Origin of the sequence: Microbispora sp. H10670 (genome assembly GCF_014161385.1) — a bacterium.
In the GTDB taxonomy this organism is placed as follows: domain Bacteria; phylum Actinomycetota; class Actinomycetes; order Streptosporangiales; family Streptosporangiaceae; genus Microbispora; species Microbispora triticiradicis.
Map to the genome: position 1 here is coordinate 30,961 of NZ_JABBWW010000039.1, position 18,269 is coordinate 49,229.

Here is an 18,269-nt window from a genome sequence, read left to right on the forward strand (position 1 = left end):
GGGTGTGGCCGCGGGGGTCGCCGTTCACTCCAGATCCTCCCACCCCCACCGGTCGGCGGCGCTCCCGTCAGGTTCCCGCCCGAACCGGAACCGCTCCCCGTAACCGTCGGTCCGCAGCAACTCATCGAACAATCCTGCGGCGGGCAACCGTTCGGCCAGTGCGACCATCTGGTCGTGTGCCTCGACCAGGCCCAGACCGAACATCAGCAAATACGGTGCGTCCGGGACAAGCGGGTTGAGCGTGGTGTTGGCGGCGGGATCGCGGGCCAGCAGCGTGGCGATCTGGTCATGCGCCTCGTCCAGGCAGTGCAGGTCGAACAGCAGCGCGCCCAAGCCGGCCGCGTTGTCGAGAAGAACGCGGCCGGCGGGATCGCGGGCCAGTAACGCGGCGACGTGGTCACGAGCTTCGAGAGAGCTCAGCGTTCTCAGCAGCGTTCCCACGGTGTACGGGTCGTCGAGAGGGGCGTGGGCGGCGGCTCGCCGGGCGAGCGCGGTGAACTGTTCGTGCGCCCCGACCTTGCGCAGGGCGTTCAGCAGCGCACGCACATCAGCGGTGTTGTCGAGAGGAACGCGGCCGGCGGGATCGCGGGCCAGCAGCGCGGCGATCTGGTCGTGCGCCTCGATCCCGTACAGGCTGTCCAGCAGCCGCGCCACTGTCAGCGCGCTGTGGCGGTTGTCCAGCGTAAGGCAGGCAGGGTGGCGAGCCCACACCGCCGCGATCTGCGCGTGCGCCTCAGCCGCATGCAGGCTGTCCATCAGCAGCCGGCCCTCGCTCAGCGGGTCGCCGTCGAACGCGGCGTGGGCGGCGGCTCGCCGGGCGAGCGCGGTGAACTGGTCGTGCGCCCCGGCCCTGCGCAGGCTGCGCAACAGCCGCCGCAGGCTCAGTGCGCCGTAGTGGGTGTCCAGTTGGACATGGGCGGCGGGATCGCGGGCCAGCAGCGTGGCGAGCTGGTCGTGCGCCCCGGCCTTGTGCAGGCTGTCCAGCAGCACACCCACGCCGAGCGGGTCGAGCGGGGCGTGGGCGGCGGCTCGCTCGGCCAGCGCGATGAACTGCTCGTGCGCCTCGACCTTGTGCAGGCCGTCCAGCAGCACACCCAGGCGGGCAGGGTTGTCGAGAGGAACGCGCCCGGCGGGATAGCGGGCCAGCACCGTGGCGATCTGGTCGTGCGCCCCGGCTCTGTGCAGGCTGTCCAGCAGGTTCCCCACGTGGAACGGGTCGTCGAGACAGGCGTGGGCGACAACCCACCGGGCAGGGCGTCGATCGGCGGGATCCAGTTCGTGAAGGCGACGGACGAGGGTGCCGGCGGCTACGACGTTCCCTTGGCGGACGGCCTGTTTGTGGAGCCGGGCGGCTTCGCGGCACAGGCCGCGGGCCCAGGCGGCGTCCCCCAGGACGCCCAGGTCGGCGGGGTGGGCATGGGCGGCCGCGGCGGTCCAGAGACCGACGGGTGGGATCTGGTCGGCACGGGTGACGCGGCCATGCTGGTCGAGGTAGTCGGCCAGCCGGTACACCGGCTCACCGTCAGGGTCTACCGCCGCAGCCGCACGGCCCTGGCTACGGCGAGGGCGGACGCGGGTGAGCGGCCCGCGGGCGCCCTTACACGGCTCGGCGGTGTAGGCCAGTGCCTGTCCGAGCCAGTCCTCCCCGGCCGCGTCCCACTCGGTGTCGGTCAGGTAGGCCGGTGCGGCCGCCTTGAGCAAGGCCAGCGGGATGGTGGTGCGGTGCCCGAGGCGGCGGAGGTCCATGGCCGCCCAGATGACCGCTTTGGCCGCAGGCTCCGCGGTTTCGAGCCGCTTCAGCAGCGCCGGGCCACCGGCCAGATACTGGTTGATCTTCCCGTCTACGGCGTGCTCGACCGCCTCGGCCAGCCTGGCATCGGCCTGGGCGGCCCGCCGCATCGCCTCCAGGGCGGCCCCGGTGAACGCCTCCGGCACCTCGATCACCACATCGTCCAGCAGTTGCGCCACCTGTGACCCCGAACTTCGGGTCAGGTCGGCGTGGTGCTTCCGCCACAACGTGCCCAGCACCAGCACCGGCGCCCGCGCCCGGTCGGTGAGCAGGGCACGCAGCTTGGCCGCGACCCGCTCCCCGCCCTCGCCCACGTACTCCTGGGTCTCGTTCAACCAGAGCACCGTGCGCGGGCCCACCCGGTCCAGCTCCTGCAGCGCCGCTTCGCGCCGGGTCGGGTCGAAGGGGTGCCACAACCGCCACCCGCCCGCCGCACGCAGTGGCCCAAGGGCTTCCCAGCACGCCCGGGTCTTGCCGGCCGAGGAGCCGGCCACCAGCACCGCCATCGCACTCGTGCCGCCGAGAACCCGATCGACCACCTGGCCCAGCCGCTCGTCGTGCACCCGCCGGACGTACGACGGCAGCACGCCCACCGTCGCGCCGTCCACAGTGATCGGCCGGTGCACCTCCAACATGAACGGGTCGGTCACCTGGTCCAGAGGGGTGCCCGGCCGTCCCGACTCCAGCACCGACCGGGCGTCGGCCGCCCGAACGGCCCGGCTGGTCTCTCCGGCGCGCCGGCGGGCCTCGGCGATGTGGGCATCGCGCCAGCACCGCTTGTCCCACAGCTCGGCGGGCTCACCGGCCCAGGCGTGCGTCGTCCGGCGGGCGTGCTCTCGCACCGCGTCCACAATCCTGATCAGCGGGTCGATCTGCTGGGGGAAGCGGGCGCCGCGCAGCCACGCTCCCACCGTGGTCGGGCTCACCCCGGCAGCTTTCGCCAGCGTCCGGTCCGACGGCTGCCCATCCAGTGTGATCTGACGGCGGACCCGAGCCAGTGCGGTGAGCAGCACGGCCAGGTCCGGTTCCCGGTCCGCTGCCCCCACTGCTGCTCCCTCTCCACCGATCGCCGGCCTTGGGTGTCCATCCGCCCTATGGACACTCCACGCCCTCGCCCCTGCCTTGTTGCGCACAGTAGGCCGTTCACCGGCCGCTACGCGGCATTGTGTCCAACCTGCGACCAACCGGCTCCAGGACACCCGTCTGGTCGGCAATCCTCGGCTCATCAACCCCTGGCCTCGTCCGCCAGGGCCACCCACCGCCCAAGGGAGCACCCGATGAGCCAGGCACAGATCCTGTCCCTGCTGCTGGCCCTGTCCTCTGCCCTCAACATCGCGATCACCGCCGCACTGATCGCCCGCCGCAGCAGCGCCGGCACCGCCAACGCGCTCCTCACCGGCGCGGGCGCGGCAGCCACCTTCCTCGGCCTGTACTTCGCCGCCGTCGCCGCCTACCAGTGAGCAGGCCGTTCACACGATTCCCGGCATCCGCGTACATGACGTCGGACATCGACGCGGAGGGATCGCGCGGCGTGGAGCCTTCGGGGTGCGAAAGGGCTCCGGCGGGCGCGCGGTCTCAGGGGGCCGCGGCGGCGAGGCGCGAGCGCAGCCACGCGGCCAGGCCGGGGTACTGCCCGATCGCCTCCTCGCTGGTGAGGAGGGGCTCCGGCCGCCCGGACAGCACCCGGGCGATCTCCGGCCTGTCCGTCGCGGTGTCGTCGGAGAGCAAGGTCTGGGCGGCGAAGAGCTTGGCGGCGATCCGCGGGTTGCTCAGCTTCGCCTGCGCCAGGCGGGTGCGGACCTCGCGTTCGAAGGCGTTCGGCTCGCGTCGCGGCGCGCCGTCCCGGCCGGTCCCCGCACCGGCCCGTTCAGCCGCGCCTGCGCCGGTACCTTGAGCCCGCTCTCCTGTGGCTGCGCCGGCCTGTTCGCCGTCCGCCTCCACTGCCATGCGCCAGGACTGCTCCGCCTCCGCCGCCAGTGCGAACTGCAGCCCGGGGAACAGGGCCGGTCCGATCCCGCCGTGCCGAGTCAGCTCCTCGTCGAGCCGGAGCGCGCAGCGCGCGGCGACCGACATCCCGTGCGAATGGACGGGGTTGACCGCCACGGCCGCGTCGCCGATCACCGCGAACCCGGCGGGCAGCCGTGCCCGCTCGAAGAACCGCCTCCTGTTGACGGTGTCCCGGTACGGCCGGATGAGTCCGAGGGGGGTGGCCTCCGCCATGAGGTCCGCCACGAGGGGGTCGCGCAGCGCGCGGGCGAAGGCCGCGAAGCCCTGCTCGTCGGTGGGCGGCTCACCACCCCGGGTGCCGGTCAGCGTGACGACCCATCTGCCGTCCTCGACGGGGAACAGCGTCGCCCCCCGGGCCGGCAGTCCCGGGCCGGGCCCGGGATGCAACATGATCGCCGGAATCGCCGCGGCGAGGCCGGCGGGCGCCCGGTAGAGCCGGGTGGCGTAGGCCAGGCCGGTGGCGACGGTCGTCTCCTCGACGTCCCGGACGCCGATCTCGGCGAGCCATCGGGGAGACGCCGACCTGCGTCCCGTGGCGTCGACGACGAGGTCCGCGCGTACGGTCTCGGGCGGGGCGCCCCGCCTGCTGACCGCCACCCCGCCGACCCGGGCCGCGTCCCCGAGGAGTCCGAGCGCGCGCGTGTCCTCCCACACCGCGACGGCCCCGCTCGCGAGCGCCCGGCGCCGCACCACCTCGTCCAGCAGCCCGCGGGTGCAGGAGATCAGGTGGGCGTCGGTGCGCATGCGGCGGAACCAGCCGTCGGCGGTGAGGATCAGGGCGTCGCCGGGGAGGCCGCGCAGCTGCGCGCCGTGCGCGAGGAGGGTGCCGACCGTGCCGGGCAGCAGCGCCTCCAGCGCCCTCGCGCCGCCGGCCACGAGCACGTGGCTGTGGTGCGACTGGGGCAGCCCCCGGCGCGGGCGGGGCCCGGCCGGGTAGCGGTCGCCCTCCACCACCACGACCTCGTCCACGTGGCGCGCGAGCACGGCGGCGGCGAGCACCCCCGCGAAGCCCCCGCCGAGGACGACCGCCCTGCTCATCGGCCCGAAGCCGGTGGACGCGGCACGGCGGTGACCGTCCGATTGCGCACTCCTCCAGCCGGCTCCCGGCCGATCACGACCGAGCTGATCACGACCGATCCGGGCGCGTCCGGGCTGGTCGCGTACGGGGCGGGCGCGGCCGGGCCGGTCACGTGGCGGCCTTCTCGGCCTTCTCGGACGGGACCTCCTCGATCAGGCCCTGCTCGATCATCGTGCCGATGAAGTCCCGCACGTCCGCCACGATCTGCCTGCTCATCGCGGAGTTGCTGCCGGCGAACTCGCGGGACAGCTTGAACATGACCGGCTCACGTTCGCCGTCGCTCGCCACCAGCTTCCATATCCGGGAGCCGGTGTCGTTCAGGCTGTGGAAGTCGCCCGTCTCCGTGTGGTAGAGCGAGACGCCCTCCCCGGTCTCCTGCCAGATCACGGCCTCGCTGATCCGGATTGACACACTGACCTCCTCTATACCGGCGTGATGGGAAGCAGCTCGCCGACCCTGACCGAGCCGGGCGAGGGGGGAACATAGGTCTTCCAGTCGTCGAAGACGGGATGGACGTCGCCGTTGACGACCAGGCGGGGCGTCGTCATCTCGCGGTCCTTGGCGGCGAGCTCCGACCGGTCGACCCCGGCTTCGAGCCACAACTGCGTGGCGACGCCGTGCCGCAGGATCCGGCACTGGTGACGGCTGTTGCGCCGCAGGTCCTTCGACTCGGACATGTGGGAGGCCCGGCATCCGCCGCCGCAGGACGCCTTGATGTAGCACTTCGCGCAGTCGGCGTGGTAGTCGCCGCCGAGCACGGTGCTGGTGCGCATCCCGCGCAGGAGCGGTCCGCCGAAGATCTCCGCCAGCGACTGCCGCCGTACGTTGCCCGCGTGGTGCGACCGCCCGGTGACCAGCTTGCACGGATACACGTCGCCCAGCGAGTTGATGTAGATCTCGTTGCCGCCCATCCCGCAGTTGGCCTTCACCGAGCACGGCGTGATCGGCCGGGGACCGTCCGGCAGTAGCTTGCCGGCGGCCGGTGACGTCCAGGTGAGCCGCTGGATCCGCATGTGGTCGTCCCAGCCGAAGTCGTACTCGTCGCTCTCTCCCCGGCCCAGGTCGTTGTGGTACATCAGCCGGATGCTGTGCACCTCGAGCCCTTCGGCGAACTTCGCGAAGTCCTCCAGCTCGTCGACGTTGTCCGAGGTGACGATGTGGTTGATCCGCGGCACCACGCCGGCCTCGTTGAGCAGCTGGAGGGCGCGGTAGGTCCGGGCGAAGGAGCCGGCGCCGCGGGTGCGGTCGTGGGTCTCGGCCGTGCCGCCGTCGACGCTCACCGTGACCATGCCGAACAGCTCGGCGAACCGTCTGGCCTGCGCGAGCGTCCTGATCATCGTGGCGTTGGTGATGATGTTCGACGTCAGCCCGCTGTCGTTGGCGTGCTCCACGATCTGGAACAGGTCCTTGCGGAGCATCGGCTCGCCGCCGGTGAAGATCATGTTTTTGGCGCCGAAGGCGGCGACCTGGGAGACCAGATCGAGTGATTCGGCGGTGGTGAGCTCGCCGGGGAGGCACTTCTCGGACGAGGCGTAGCAGTACGGGCAGCGGAGGTTGCAGCCGTCGGTGATCGCGTAATACACCTGGTGGAGCGACGGCTCCCTGAAGGTGAGCTCCGGGCGGTTCCCGTCGTAGTAGACGAGATAGTTCAGGATCAGCTTGGCGAGCGTCCGATCGGTCTCGTCGGACCCGCCGGCTTCCGTCTCGTCGAGGCGGGCCTGCTCCCCGCCCGCCCCGGGACGGGCCAGGGCCGCCAGGACGGCGAACTCGCGCGCGTTGAGCACGCACCGGCCACCCACCTGCGGGTTGACGACCAGGTACTCATCGTCGTGCACGAAGTAGGTCAGGTCCGCCGGTACTTCCATCAACGAGCGGTTCCGGGCGAGTTTCCCAGACATCATTCCCCTTACGCTCCCAGCCGCAGGTGCGGCCCCAGACCTCTGTGGGCGACGCGCGGCCGGAGCCGCACCCGCGACCTGTCCGGACTAGTCCGCCGCGCCGGATCCGGAGCCCGACCAGGCCCCGCACAGGCACTTGGACTCGACGGGCACGGTGTGGGCCTCCACCTCGGGCCGGGACCACTCGCCGCCCGCGCCGGCGTGCGCCAGCACACCGGGCAGCGCGGTGGGGAGCTTGTCCTTGAGCGAGATGAGCAGGTTCACTTCCTCCTGGGTCAAGGTGGCGAACGCCGCCTCGACTTCGGCTGCCAGGGGGCTGTTGAGGACGCCGGCTTCACGCAGAGCTTCCCTCGGATCGAAGGCCATGCCTTCACCTCTCTGTCTGACGGGGGAATGCGGTGTGAATCGAGTATGCGCAGGTGAGAAGGGGGTGAGAAACCCCACAAACGTGGGGATAGCCGCTGCCCGCCGGTCGGGTGACGGCCGGGAGGCGCGGCTCGACCTCCATGCGCGATCCACCGGCAGCCGGCCTGTGGACAACGTCCTCGGCGCGGCCGGGACGCTGTCAGAATCGTGAACTCCGTGAGCCCCCGGCGGGGGAGGCCGAGGCAGGAGGACACATGGGCAGGACGGACCGGGAGCGGAGCAGGGCCGGGGAGCAGACGCGTGGAAGCCGGTGGCAGGGCCCGCCCGGCGGAGCGCGGGCCTTCCCCCGGGAGCGGGGAGAGTCGTCGCCGGAGGAGATGGTGGCCGGACTGCTGTCGGCCGCGGTGGACGCGCGACTGAATGCGGGCAGGCCGGAGTTCCCGCGGCTCGTGGAGACGCTGGCCGGCGACCCCGGCCTGCGGCCCGTCGTCGACCGCGCGTTGCTGGGCATGCTCGGCGGCAACCTGGCGCGGGCCTGGCGGAACGGGTGGATGCCGGCCGACGTGGTCCGGCTCGTGGGGCGGCGGTTCGGGCCGCGGCACGCGTGCCTGGCCGTCGACGCCGTCGCGGCCGAGATGCGGGCCTACGCCCCGGCGACCGTGGACGAGCGCTGGCAGGACCAGCTGACCGCCCTGGACGCCACCGTCTGGTGGGGGAGAGACGAGGACTACCTGCGGGAGGACGGCGACCGGACCGCGATGGTCGCCCGGGCGCTGGAGGTGATCATCCTCCTGGCCACGCTGCAGCCGCTGGAACGGCTGTGCCCGCCGCCCGGTTCCGCGCGCCGTACGGCCCGGACGGCCGGGCGGGTGGACGAGCGGATGCTGGCGCGGGTGCGGGCGCTGCTGGCCAAGGCCGAGTCGACGGAGTTCGAGGCGGAGGCCGAGACGTTCACCGCCGCCGCCCAGTCGCTGATGGCCCGTTACAGCATCGACGCGGCGCTGCTGGCCGCCGGAGCGGCGAACCGCCCGGACGACGAACCGCAGGGGCGGCGCCTGGGGATCGACGCGCCCTACGAGGAGCCCAAGGCGGTGCTGCTCGACGTCATCGCCTCGGCCAACCACTGCCGGTCGATCTGGAGCCGCCACCTCGGGTTCGCCACCGTGCTGGGGTTCCCGGCCGGCCTGGCGGCGGTGGAGGTGCTGTTCACCTCCCTGCTGGTGCAGGCCACCACCGCGATGCGGCAGGCCGGCGCCCGCCGGGACGGCGCCGGCCGGTCCCGCACGCGGTCGTTCCGGCAGTCGTTCCTCGCCGCCTACGCCTATCGGATCGGCGAACGGCTGCACGAGGCGGCGGGGGAGGCGGTCCGGCAGGCGGCGGCGGAGACCAGTAGAGACCTGCTGCCGGTGCTGGCGGCCAGGGACCAGGCCGTCGACGCGGCGATGGAGAAGATGTTCCCCGAGCTCAGCATGGTCAGGACGGGCTCGGTCGGCAACCGCGAGGGCTGGATCTCCGGCCGCGCCGCCGCCGACCAGGCCGTGCTGGACGTGCACCCGAAGATCCCCTCCGGAAGCTCGTCTCGTGGGCGGGATCGCGGCACGGGGAACGGTTGACTCGACGTGCCGCCTCACATCACTGCTTTTTGTTAGTGTTTCGCCGGGATCGTCGCTGGGTCGGGCTTGGGAGGATCGTCGTGTCAGGTCCGTTCGGCGCGCCTCCGCAGCCCGATGGGCTCACCACGACCGCCGAGTTCGTCGCAGCACTGGGCAGTGTGCGCCAGTGGTCCGGCCGGACCTTCCGGCAGCTCACCGCCGCCGCGAGGGCGAACGGCGACACGCTCCCCGCCAGCACCATCGCCGGCGCGCTGGGGCGGGCGACCCTCCCGAGGGAGGAGTTCGTGGCCGCGTTCGTACGGGCGTGCGGGCTGGACGAGGCGGAGTCGGCTCGCTGGGTGGCCGCGAGGAAACGCCTGGCCGCCGAGATGCCGCTCTCGTCCGGCACGCCCGGCGGTCCCGCCGGCCGGGTCCCTGGGAGCCCGGCGCGGCCGGAGTCCCTCGCTCCGGCCGGACCCGGAGACCAGAACACACCGGACGGCGACGGCCCGGGCCGAGACTCACCGGACCGTAACGCCCTAATCCAAAACGCATCGGACCTGAGCGCACCGGACAGGCGACCCCTGCGCCCGGCGTCACGAGGGCCGCAGTGGCCGGCCCTGGTGGGCGTGGGAGCGGGTGTCCTCCTCCTGCTCCTCGCGGTGGTCTCGGTCCTCCCGTCGCTCTACGGTCCCCAGCCCGGTGGCGCGACCCCGCGGCCCGTGCCTACCCGCGCCGACGCGACCGCGGCGAGCGACCGCCTGCCGTCCGACGGGTGGTATCACATGGTTCCCGCGCACGTCGCGGAGGGCGGCCTGTGCATCGGGGAGGGGCGCGAGCGCAGCGGAAGGACGGATCGCCCGCTGGCCGTGCAGCGTCCCTGCGCGGGCCTGGTCCCGGACACCTTTCTGCGTGCGGTCGGTGACGGCGCATGGCAGATCGAGTGGCATCATCCCGTGGAGGGCCCCGGCTGTCTCACGGTGGACGAGGCGCTGAAGGCCTCCGGTGCGCTGATCGCGCCCGCGGAGTGCACGGGAGCGCCTCACCAGCAGTTCCTGCTGAAGCCCGCCGGATCGGGATTCGTCGTCCAACCCCTGCACAGCGGCCTGTGCGTCGGCGCGCTGTACGGCGAGTCCGACATGCGGGCGGGGGCGGAGATCGCTCAGAAGACCTGCACGGGACGGCGCGACCAGATCTTCCTCTTCCGCCCGGCGCTCGCGCCGACCTGGACGCCACGCTGACCCGGCGGAACGGGTCAGCGCCGGGCGGGGGCGCGGAACACCTGCCGGGTGTGCCAGTCGATGTGGCCGCCGTCGACGGGGTCGAGCCCGCGCAGGGGTTCCCGCAAGGGCCGTCCGGCCAGGGAGAGGACCATGTGCCCGGCCGCCGGGCTCCGGCTCGCGAACTTCCGGGAGACGGCGATCGTACGCTCCGGAGTGAGCCCGAGGACGCCCTTGTCGAACAGCTTGTGGTGGATCGCGCACAGGCACAGCCCTTTGGCCACGTCGTCCGGCCCGTCGAAGGCCCACCAGGACTGGTCCTGCGTGGCGGCCCGAACTCCTTGAGCAGGAGTCCTAACTCCGCCTCGGCCGCGCTGAAGGGGATCGGCCGGCCGCCGTCGCGCTGGAACCGCCCGAGCGCGTAGAGCAGCAGGAGCGGTTTGTGCGGCGCCCGTTCGCCGTGGCGCTTCCAGGGCTTGATGCCGGCGACTCGCCCGACCCACTCAATGACCGGCACCCTACGGTGATCTTCGCCCCTGCCGGGCGCCTTGTGCCCTAGTCGATACCCGCGCACGCTCCGAGGAAGGCCTCGTCGAGATGTCGCCGGCGGCCGACTCCTTCCGGAACATGGCCCGTCACCGTCGACGCGGCCCGGTATTCGAGTGGCGATCCGCCTGTAGTGGCCATATATCGTGCCTGCGTGGAAGATCTCGTCATTTCCCGGCGCCTGCGCGTTCCCGTCGACGCCGAGGGGGACGGCACGCCCGGTTGGGGTGAGGTGGCGGCCCGGCAGCTCGACGCGGCGCTGCTCAGCGTCGGCTTCACGTGTTCGCCGGCGCTGCTCGACCGCCTGGCCCGGCTCCCCGGCGAGCAGGTGATCGACCTCGGCGTGCGGGTCCTGGCCGCGGTCCGCCGCCTCGTGGGCGACCACGTCGTACACAACGCCTACTTCGTCGACTTTCCGAGGAACGTCCCGGACACCCTGGAGTTCTGGGCGGGGCTGCTGCGCGAGGCCATGCTCGACCCGGTCGCCGCCGCCCGGCTCCAGCCGGGCACCCTCAACCTGCTCGATCTGCCGCGGTACGGCCGCTACCAGCACACCTACGCCGACCTGCTGGCGGCGCACGACGAGCTGATCCCCCTGGCCAAGGACCGGGTGACCGTGCTGGAGCTGGGCGGGAGCCTCCGGGACGAGGCGCGCGAGCTCTACTTCTCGCTCGCCGGCTCCGAGGTCCCGCTCGCCGCCGAGGACCTCACGGCCCTGCGCGCCCTCGCCGCCTTCTGCGCCGGCGACCGGCCCGAGCACGTCCCCGTACGCGAGAACCGGGCCGTCGTCAACGAAGTGCGGCTGGCCGCCGGGCAGCCGCTGCTCGTCGACACCGTGACGGACGTGCTCAGGGTGGCCGCGCTCTGCTCCGAGGGCGACGTCACGCTGTCCACCCCCACCCGGCTGCGCTCCTTCCGCCGGGCCGAGCGCCGGATCCTGCTGGCCGCTCTCGACGCCGTCCCGGCCGCCAAGCACGGGGACGTGCTCCGGCACCGGGAGCAGTGGAAGCGGCTCGGCGAGCGCCTGCACCCCCACGAGTACCAGCAGTTCCCGAGGGCGGCCGAGGTCTTCGACGTGGCCAGGGGCGTGCGCGAGGCGGCCAGTTTCGGCGGCCGGGTCGAGGCCGCGCTGGCCGGGGGCCGTACCGGCGATGCCGTCGCACTGCTGGAGCACACGCCCGGCGCGCTGCTGCGGCGCCTCGACCACCTGCTGCGTACGGGCGGCGGCTCCGCCGTGCTGGAGGCGGCGGAGCGGGCCGCCGCGCACGCCTCCGGCCGCGTGCTGCTCTCCCTCCGCGAGCACCTGCAGAACCGGCTCGCCCCCGTGGACCGGGTCTTCACGAATCGGCACGGCAAGGCGTGGGCAACCCCCGACACCCGCTCTCCGCTGGACGAGGAGGCACTCACCCGGACCCTCGCCATCCTCGACGAGGAGATCACCCGCCGTCTGCCCGACCCCGGCGAGCTGATCGTCGAGGATGGCGTGCTCGACGTGGCGCTGCCCCTGTCGGGCAAGAGCGCCGCGCCCGGACTCGGGGTGCTGCCCCGCGGCTCGCTGTCACCCATGGACGGTGAGCTGCTCCGCTTCTTCGTGTACTGGCGCCAGGCCGGCCGGAGCACCGACTACGACCTGTCCGCGCTCATGCTCGATGCCACGTATGACAACCCGGTGCACATCTCGTGGACGTCCTACGGCAACGACTTCGCGACCTACTCGGGTGACCTCACCGACGCGGCCGACGGCGCCTCGGAGTTCATCGACATACGACTTCCGCATGCGACTCAGCCGATCGTCATCCCACAGGTCCACGTCTACGCCGGGGAGCGGTTCGACGAGGCCGCCGAGGCGTTCTTCGGCTACATGACCAGGGACGCCGCGCAGGAGGGCAGGCCGTTCGAGCCGCGCACCGTACGCATGAAGTCCGACCTGCGCGGGTCCGGCCGCATCGCGCTTCCGCTGGCCTTCCTGCGCGGGGACGACGGCGCCTGGCGGGTGAAGTGGCTGCATCTCTACCTGTCCGGCCATCCGGCGTTCAACCAGGTGGAGGGCAACCGCGTCACCACGTCGCTGCTCGTGCGCTCGATCGTGGAGCGGGACTACCTCCGGGTCGGCTACCTGGCCGACCTGCTCCGAAGCAAGGCCTCGGCGGGCGGTCACGTCACGTACATCGGGCTTGAGACACCCCCCGGCCTCCCGGAGGGGGCGCGCGTCTACACGCCCGCGACCCTGCACGAGCTGATCCCCGCCTGATATCGTGAAGATCGCGAGGCCATGGGAGGGCTTCCTTCTACCTCTTTGGGAACCGGTTTGCCCGCAAGGGCGCCTGTCTAGTCCGCCCGCTTTCCTCGCGCTCCGGCCCGGTGAGGCCATTCGGGGGCTTCCTTCTCTCCTGGTTCGATTCCAGGTGGGCCCGTGACGGGCCTGCTGGCACATCCAGCCTCCGAGCCCTCCTCACCCGGCCGGCCAGTCCCCGCGGCGTTCAGCGGGCTCATCGAGGACACCGGGAGACGCCCATGGACCAACGCAGGATGGTGCGGGTCTCGAAGTACCTGGCCAAGCATCTGCGCCACGAACCCGAGCGCATCGGCATCGAACTGGACGCGCACGGCTGGGTCGCCGTCGACACGCTGCTGACGGCGGCAGCCGCGAACGGGTTCCCGATCTCGCGTGCCGAGCTGGAGCAGGTGGTCGCCGACAACGACAAGCGGCGATACGTGATCGACGGCGATCGCATCCGCGCCAGTCAGGGGCACTCGGTGTCCGTCGATCTCGACCTGCCGGCGGCCGAGCCGCCCGCGATCCTCTATCACGGCACGGTCGCCCGGAACGTGGAGGCGATCCGCGAGGAGGGGTTGCGGCCGATGGCACGTCACCACGTCCACCTGTCGCCGGACCGGGAGACCGCCACCCGCGTCGGCGCCCGCAGGGGCAAGCCGGTCGTCCTCGTGGTGGACGCGGCGGCGATGCACGCGGCCGGGCATCAGTTCCGGCTGAGCGCCAACGGCGTCTGGCTTGTCGACCACGTCCCCCCGGCCTACCTCCGATAGCGCCGCACTCGATAGCCGCTCTTGCAGTCCACTACCAGCCCGATCCGGTCTACGGTGGTCGCGCAGTCGTGCGGGCCGCTGGACGGCGGTTCGGTGATGATCGGCCCGCCGTCCGGCCCCTCAGTCATGCGCCTACTGCTCTGGATTCAGTCCTGCCTGGGCAGCACACCAGTCGAGGGCCGCGACGACCACATCCCACACCTCGTCGTTAGCGAGCAGAGTGATCGGGAACGACGGGTAGAGCTCCAGCTTCGCCGCCGGAATGTCCACTCCAGGGGCTTCGTTGATCCGTCGCCGCAGTTCCTCGCGGAGTTCGGGATCCTTGAAGGGCATGCGCTTCCTCAATACGCCGAAAGTTACCTCGACCGTCTTGGCGTAGAAGCGGATGGGGTGCAGGGTCTCGCTCACCCCTTTGACCGTCGGAGCGCAGGACGCCCCGGCCGAACGGCCGAACTGCACATCCCCGCCCCGGTCCCTCCACCATTTGAGCAGGTGTGAGACCGCTCCCGCGGTCTGCGGGCCGCTCGCCTCGCCCAATTGCTGGAAGAAGCGCTGCTCCCACTCACTGATCGTCCCCACCTCGTCGGAGGACGCGGGTTCCGCCTCAGCGATGTCCTCCGCTCCCGGCAGGCCAAGCAACTCGGCGAGTTCCCGAGCACTGATGCGCTGCGCGGGATGGGCCCGCCAGCGGTCGTCGAACGTGATGCCGTCCGCTCGGAGGACTTCGTACGCATTGCGTTCGTCGTCCTCGTCAGCCCAGTAGAAGTTGTCCGAGACCTCTCCTGTCGACTTCAGCACGCGATGACCGTTGAGGATGCGACTGCCGGCGAGATGGGCGCCGACGGGCACCGCGTGCGAGCCGATCAGCTCAGCGAGATCGCCGTAGCTCGTCCAGGTGCCGGGCGGCAGCGCGGCGAGCGCCGCGTGCAGAAGGCTCCAGTCACGGGAAGGGCCGACCGGGCCCGTCTCGACAGGACTTGGCCAGGTGTCCACCGCACGGTCAGCCATCTCCTCGGCTCGGGCCGTGATCTCCGCCTTACCCCATCGGTCCTGCTTGGCGACGCGCTGGTTCATCACCAGCCCGCTGCGGGAAAGGAAGTCCTTCTTCTTGTCGAAGGACATGTTGCCGAGCTCGGAATTGTAGCCGGTGAGTGTGAGGTTGCCGAGTGTGTGTACCAGCTCCTTGTGCAGGGTCTCGGGATCCCCTTCGCCGACCAATTCCTTGAGCCAGTCGACGCCCGGGCTCTGCGGGAGGATGTGCTCAATGGTGATCTTCTTGTCGGACAGGTCCACGAGCTCCTTGGAGCCGTAGGACTCCTCCAGGCGCCGCAGGACCAGCTTCTGCTGCACCGTACGGCCCTGCCAGTAGAACGCCTTCTCTCGAATGTCCCTGCGGAACTGCTCATCTGTCGACCAGTAGAGACGGGGAGCGGACAGGGCGGTCCGCAGCACCTTCGCCACCGGTTCCTCACCGGTCAACTGGCGGGTGACCCGCATGAAGATCTTGTTGAGGCTCCCCGAAGTGACCCCGCCGATGAGTCGACGGACGAGGAAACTCTCGAGATAGCCGAGCGCCTCGACAACCTCGTCCTCTGTGGCATCCCCCTGGTCCTGCAGCTCCAGGAGCCTCATCACGACGGGGTAGACCGTGTTCGCCTTCCAGTCGTTGAGGAAACGCAGCCGGGCATCGATGGCGTTGTCGCCGTCCGGCTCCAGGATGTGATGCAGATACCGCGCCCTGCGGGCCAGGTCCTTGACGTACTGCTCGATGCGCTCCTCGCTGCCGCCGGTCGCGCGGAGGAGATCCTGATGACCTCGATAGGCGTCCTTGTACTGGGCCTCGTCTCCGTGTTCGAGGACCAGAACCAGGTACATGAGCTGGTCGAGGCCCTTGGCACCGAGGAGCTTCTGCGTCGGGAGCCAGTAAGTGTCGTAGACATGGCGGCTCTTGGTCGGCAGGCACATGAAGACGTAGTTGCGGATGAGGTCGACCTGGCTGAGGCCCATGCCGGTGTTGTTGATGGACTCGAAGATCCGGAAGGCGTTGTCGTCCTTGTCTACCTGGATGTGCACGAGGCTGAGCCGGTCGAGCACGACCCTCTCGATGCGGTGCACGTCTTGGTCGTCCGCCGGATCGTCGATCTCGACGAGCTTCGTACGGAAGAACTGGTAAGCGTTTCCCACCCGGCTGTCCAGGTCGGAGTTGGGATATCCCTCGATGCAGGCCTTGAACGCCTCACGGTCGACCTGAGTCGGCAGCAGCCGATAGCGCAGGGCGCCGTCCTTGTACTTGTTGATCAGGTGGAGTTCGTTGATGCGCTCGACGCTCCTCGGATCCTCGGCGGCCTGGTGGTCGCGTAACGCGCATAGCGCGAGCAGCAGCGTGGTGAGCCGCTGCTGGCCATCCACCACCACCCACTGGCTGAGGCTCGGGCTGAGGTCGGGACCGGGGGCAAGCACCACCGACCCGAGGAAGTGGCTGGCGGCCTGCTCCTTGGCCAGCGCCTCCGCCTGCACTTCGATGTCGCTCCACAGCCGTCTCAGCTGCTCGCGCTCCCAGGCGTACGGACGCTGGTAAAGCGGGATCATCAGCTGGATCTCGCCTTTGATGAGATTGCGCAGGGTGGTTTCGTTGGCCTTCACACAAGCTCCTGGACCGGTGCAACAAGTACCGGCCGATCATGGCACAGCGCACTGACAATCCGTGTTCGAAATGAGCGCTCACGGACGGAGACGCCACAGTGCCGAGGGTATCCATCGAGCAGTAAGGGTAGAGTCTTTATAGTGAATGCGGATATGACGAATATGGTCGGGGGTTTCTGGTATCCGCGTTAACTTGTAGCGTTCCGTCTGTATGGCGTCCGCCAACCGGGCGCGGCGGGGGAGCGTGGAGGCGGTCCTGAACTGCGAGTGGTGCCTGGACAAGTACAACCACCAGGGCTGGTACGGCGAATGCTTCGTGCAGGTGCTGGCCGCTGCTGCAGGTCTCCAGGCGAGCACGCTCACCCCGGACTGCACCGGTGTCGACTTCTACCTCTGCCTGCCGCGGGAGATAGACGGAGACTTCCCCCGGATGGAGGTCCAGGTCAAGACCTGGGCCAAGCCGAACAAGCGGAACGGTCATTACCACTATCGAGGGCTGACCGAGAAGCGCTTCAACGCGCTGGCCGGACGGCGCCGCATTCCGCGGTATCTCTTCCTCGTCGTCGTACCCGACGACACTCGTGCTTTCGCCGAGGTGGATGAGCATGCTCTGCGGCTGAGTCACGCCGCATACTGGGTCTCCCTGGAGGATGAGCAGCGAATCACGGCTCCCGAGTGCAAGCGGAAGGTCGAGGTGCGCGTTCCGGAGGGCAATTTGCTCACTGTGGACGCGCTCCTGAAACTGTTCGACCCCCTCCGCCCAGTGGAGGCGCCATGAACGACGCATTGAGCACCATCGACCCCGATGACCTCGTCGGCTACCTGTCCAGCCGAGGCTGGCGACACGAAGGATCATGGCGCGGAGCGATGGTTTGGCGCCTCGATGCAATGGGTGAGGTCCTCGTGCCGGCCCGGCGGGAGTACCCGGATGACGACGAGTTGCTTGAGGCCGCAGTACGTAAGCTCGCCCGGTGCGAGGAGCGGCCCGAACGTGAGGTTCTGCTCGACATCGCGGAACCGGCGATCGATACGCCCTCGTTCAGACTGGAGTCGGAGGCCCCTTCGGGGACGATCCCCCTGCCGTCGGCCGTGAAGGCCGTGCAGGGCATCCACGACCTACTGAAGATCGCCGCACAGACCGTCGAATCAGGGCCGCGTCTGCTGTTCACCGGTCAGCGCTCCCGATACGTCGACAACTTCCTGCACGGCGTACGACTCGGGACCACCCGGCCTGGCAGCTACATCTTCGACGCCCGGGTTCCCATTACCCAGCCACCGTCCAGGTCGCGAGCCATCTCATGGAACGACGAGCTGGCCGGACGTGATGTCATGATCGGCTTGTACAAGGCGCTGCACGCCGCCGCGGACGCCGCGACTGCTGGAGCAGAGCGCCATGACCCCACCGACGCCTTTGATGATCATCTCCAAGACGGTGTGTCGGCCAACCTGTGCACCGCACTTAGTGAGCTCAGCGGCAATCGGCCCTTCACCGTCAGCTTCACCTGGGCGCGAGCGGAGCCGGTCGACGTCACCTCACATTCCGTCGGCTTCAGTGCCCCGATGCTCCGCATCCTGGGCGCTGCGGGCAAGGATTTGGAGAGGCTTGCCAAGTCGGGTCACGCGACTGTGATCGGCGAAGTCGAAACGCTCCAGCATGCTCCGGGCGAACAACCACGCGTCAAGATTCGCGGGGAGTTCCGCAGTAGATCCAATGTCTTTCGTCGCTCCATTTGGGTGGTGTTGGATCCTGCCGACTATCAGCGAGCCTTCCACGCGCAGATCCAGAAACGGCGCCTTCGCGCGAGCGGAGAGCTCGACCCGAATCAAGGACGGCTTGAGCTGCGCCCGGATCCCGGAGGATTCGAGGTGCTGTGAGGCGTTGGTCTGGGTCTTCACACTTCTCGACGGTGGGGGACCTTCCGTCGCGAGACACTAGGGCGAGGCCGCGAAGGCTTAGAGCACCTAACAGAATGATCTCCGTTGTGGTTTGATCTCTCGCTGTAGTCGGGCGAGAGGAGTCACGGGTGGCGCGGCTGAAGCCGTGGGAGGTCAGCGATGAGTTATGGGCGGTCGTCGAGCCGT

13 protein-coding genes and 1 pseudogene are annotated in these 18,269 nt (G+C 70.2%); 7 read left to right on the forward strand and 7 right to left on the reverse strand.

Annotated elements, in window-relative coordinates; all coding sequences use genetic code 11:
• Nucleotides 1–24 precede the first annotated feature (24 nt).
• The gene (locus HHX33_RS32345) at nucleotides 25–2,835 is read right to left on the reverse strand and encodes a hypothetical protein (protein ID WP_182877896.1); all 2,811 of its coding nucleotides are present in this window, start codon (nucleotides 2,833–2,835) and stop codon (nucleotides 25–27) included.
• A gap of 231 nt (nucleotides 2,836–3,066) precedes the next feature.
• Here HHX33_RS32345 and HHX33_RS32350 point away from each other — a divergent pair, with 231 nt between their 5' ends.
• Nucleotides 3,067–3,249, forward strand: a complete 183-nt coding sequence (locus HHX33_RS32350) for a hypothetical protein (RefSeq protein WP_182877897.1) — start codon at nucleotides 3,067–3,069, stop codon at nucleotides 3,247–3,249.
• 115 nt (nucleotides 3,250–3,364) lie between these two features.
• Here HHX33_RS32350 and HHX33_RS32355 read toward each other — a convergent pair whose 3' ends face one another.
• The 4 genes from HHX33_RS32355 to HHX33_RS32370 form a co-directional block, all read right to left on the reverse strand.
• Nucleotides 3,365–4,834, reverse strand: a complete 1,470-nt coding sequence (locus HHX33_RS32355) for an NAD(P)/FAD-dependent oxidoreductase (protein WP_182877898.1) — start codon at nucleotides 4,832–4,834, stop codon at nucleotides 3,365–3,367.
• Between the two features lie 148 nt (nucleotides 4,835–4,982).
• On the reverse strand, nucleotides 4,983–5,285 hold the full coding sequence (locus HHX33_RS32360; protein WP_182877899.1) for a PqqD family protein: 303 nt from the start codon (nucleotides 5,283–5,285) through the stop codon (nucleotides 4,983–4,985).
• A gap of 11 nt (nucleotides 5,286–5,296) precedes the next feature.
• A complete protein-coding gene (stsB, locus tag HHX33_RS32365; RefSeq protein WP_396786186.1) occupies nucleotides 5,297–6,775 on the reverse strand; it encodes a StsB family radical SAM/SPASM domain sactipeptide maturase in 1,479 nt (492 codons plus the stop codon).
• Nucleotides 6,776–6,859: 84 nt separating this feature from the next.
• Nucleotides 6,860–7,138, reverse strand: a complete 279-nt coding sequence (locus HHX33_RS32370; protein WP_111700756.1) for a StsA-related sactipeptide RiPP — start codon at nucleotides 7,136–7,138, stop codon at nucleotides 6,860–6,862.
• Between the two features lie 254 nt (nucleotides 7,139–7,392).
• On the opposite strand from HHX33_RS32370, the gene HHX33_RS32375 reads away from it, so the two are divergent.
• Together HHX33_RS32375 and HHX33_RS37545 are read left to right on the forward strand one after the other, a co-directional pair.
• Nucleotides 7,393–8,751, forward strand: coding sequence for a DUF2786 domain-containing protein (locus HHX33_RS32375; protein ID WP_182877900.1), 1,359 nt, complete (start codon nucleotides 7,393–7,395; stop codon nucleotides 8,749–8,751).
• 80 nt (nucleotides 8,752–8,831) lie between these two features.
• Nucleotides 8,832–9,971, forward strand: a complete 1,140-nt coding sequence (locus HHX33_RS37545; RefSeq protein WP_182877901.1) for an XRE family transcriptional regulator — start codon at nucleotides 8,832–8,834, stop codon at nucleotides 9,969–9,971.
• 14 nt (nucleotides 9,972–9,985) lie between these two features.
• Here HHX33_RS37545 and HHX33_RS37825 read toward each other — a convergent pair.
• A pseudogene (locus HHX33_RS37825) lies at nucleotides 9,986–10,458 on the reverse strand (HNH endonuclease).
• A 192-nt stretch (nucleotides 10,459–10,650) separates the two neighbouring features.
• Here HHX33_RS37825 and HHX33_RS32390 point away from each other — a divergent pair.
• Together HHX33_RS32390 and HHX33_RS32395 are read left to right on the forward strand one after the other, a co-directional pair.
• Nucleotides 10,651–12,747, forward strand: a complete 2,097-nt coding sequence (locus HHX33_RS32390) for a hypothetical protein (protein WP_310741619.1) — start codon at nucleotides 10,651–10,653, stop codon at nucleotides 12,745–12,747.
• A gap of 263 nt (nucleotides 12,748–13,010) precedes the next feature.
• Nucleotides 13,011–13,544, forward strand: coding sequence for an RNA 2'-phosphotransferase (locus HHX33_RS32395; protein ID WP_182877902.1), 534 nt, complete (start codon nucleotides 13,011–13,013; stop codon nucleotides 13,542–13,544).
• A gap of 132 nt (nucleotides 13,545–13,676) precedes the next feature.
• Here HHX33_RS32395 and HHX33_RS32400 read toward each other — a convergent pair whose 3' ends face one another.
• Entirely contained in the window at nucleotides 13,677–16,187 is a 2,511-nt protein-coding gene (locus HHX33_RS32400; protein ID WP_182877903.1) for a GmrSD restriction endonuclease domain-containing protein, read from the reverse strand.
• A gap of 211 nt (nucleotides 16,188–16,398) precedes the next feature.
• On the opposite strand from HHX33_RS32400, the gene HHX33_RS32405 reads away from it, so the two are divergent.
• Nucleotides 16,399–16,965, forward strand: a complete 567-nt coding sequence (locus HHX33_RS32405) for a DUF4365 domain-containing protein (protein ID WP_182877904.1) — start codon at nucleotides 16,399–16,401, stop codon at nucleotides 16,963–16,965.
• The gene (locus HHX33_RS32410) at nucleotides 16,962–18,062 is read left to right on the forward strand and encodes a hypothetical protein (RefSeq protein ID WP_182877905.1); all 1,101 of its coding nucleotides are present in this window, start codon (nucleotides 16,962–16,964) and stop codon (nucleotides 18,060–18,062) included. The genes HHX33_RS32405 and HHX33_RS32410 overlap by 4 nt, the downstream gene beginning before the upstream one ends.
• Nucleotides 18,063–18,269 lie beyond the last annotated feature (207 nt).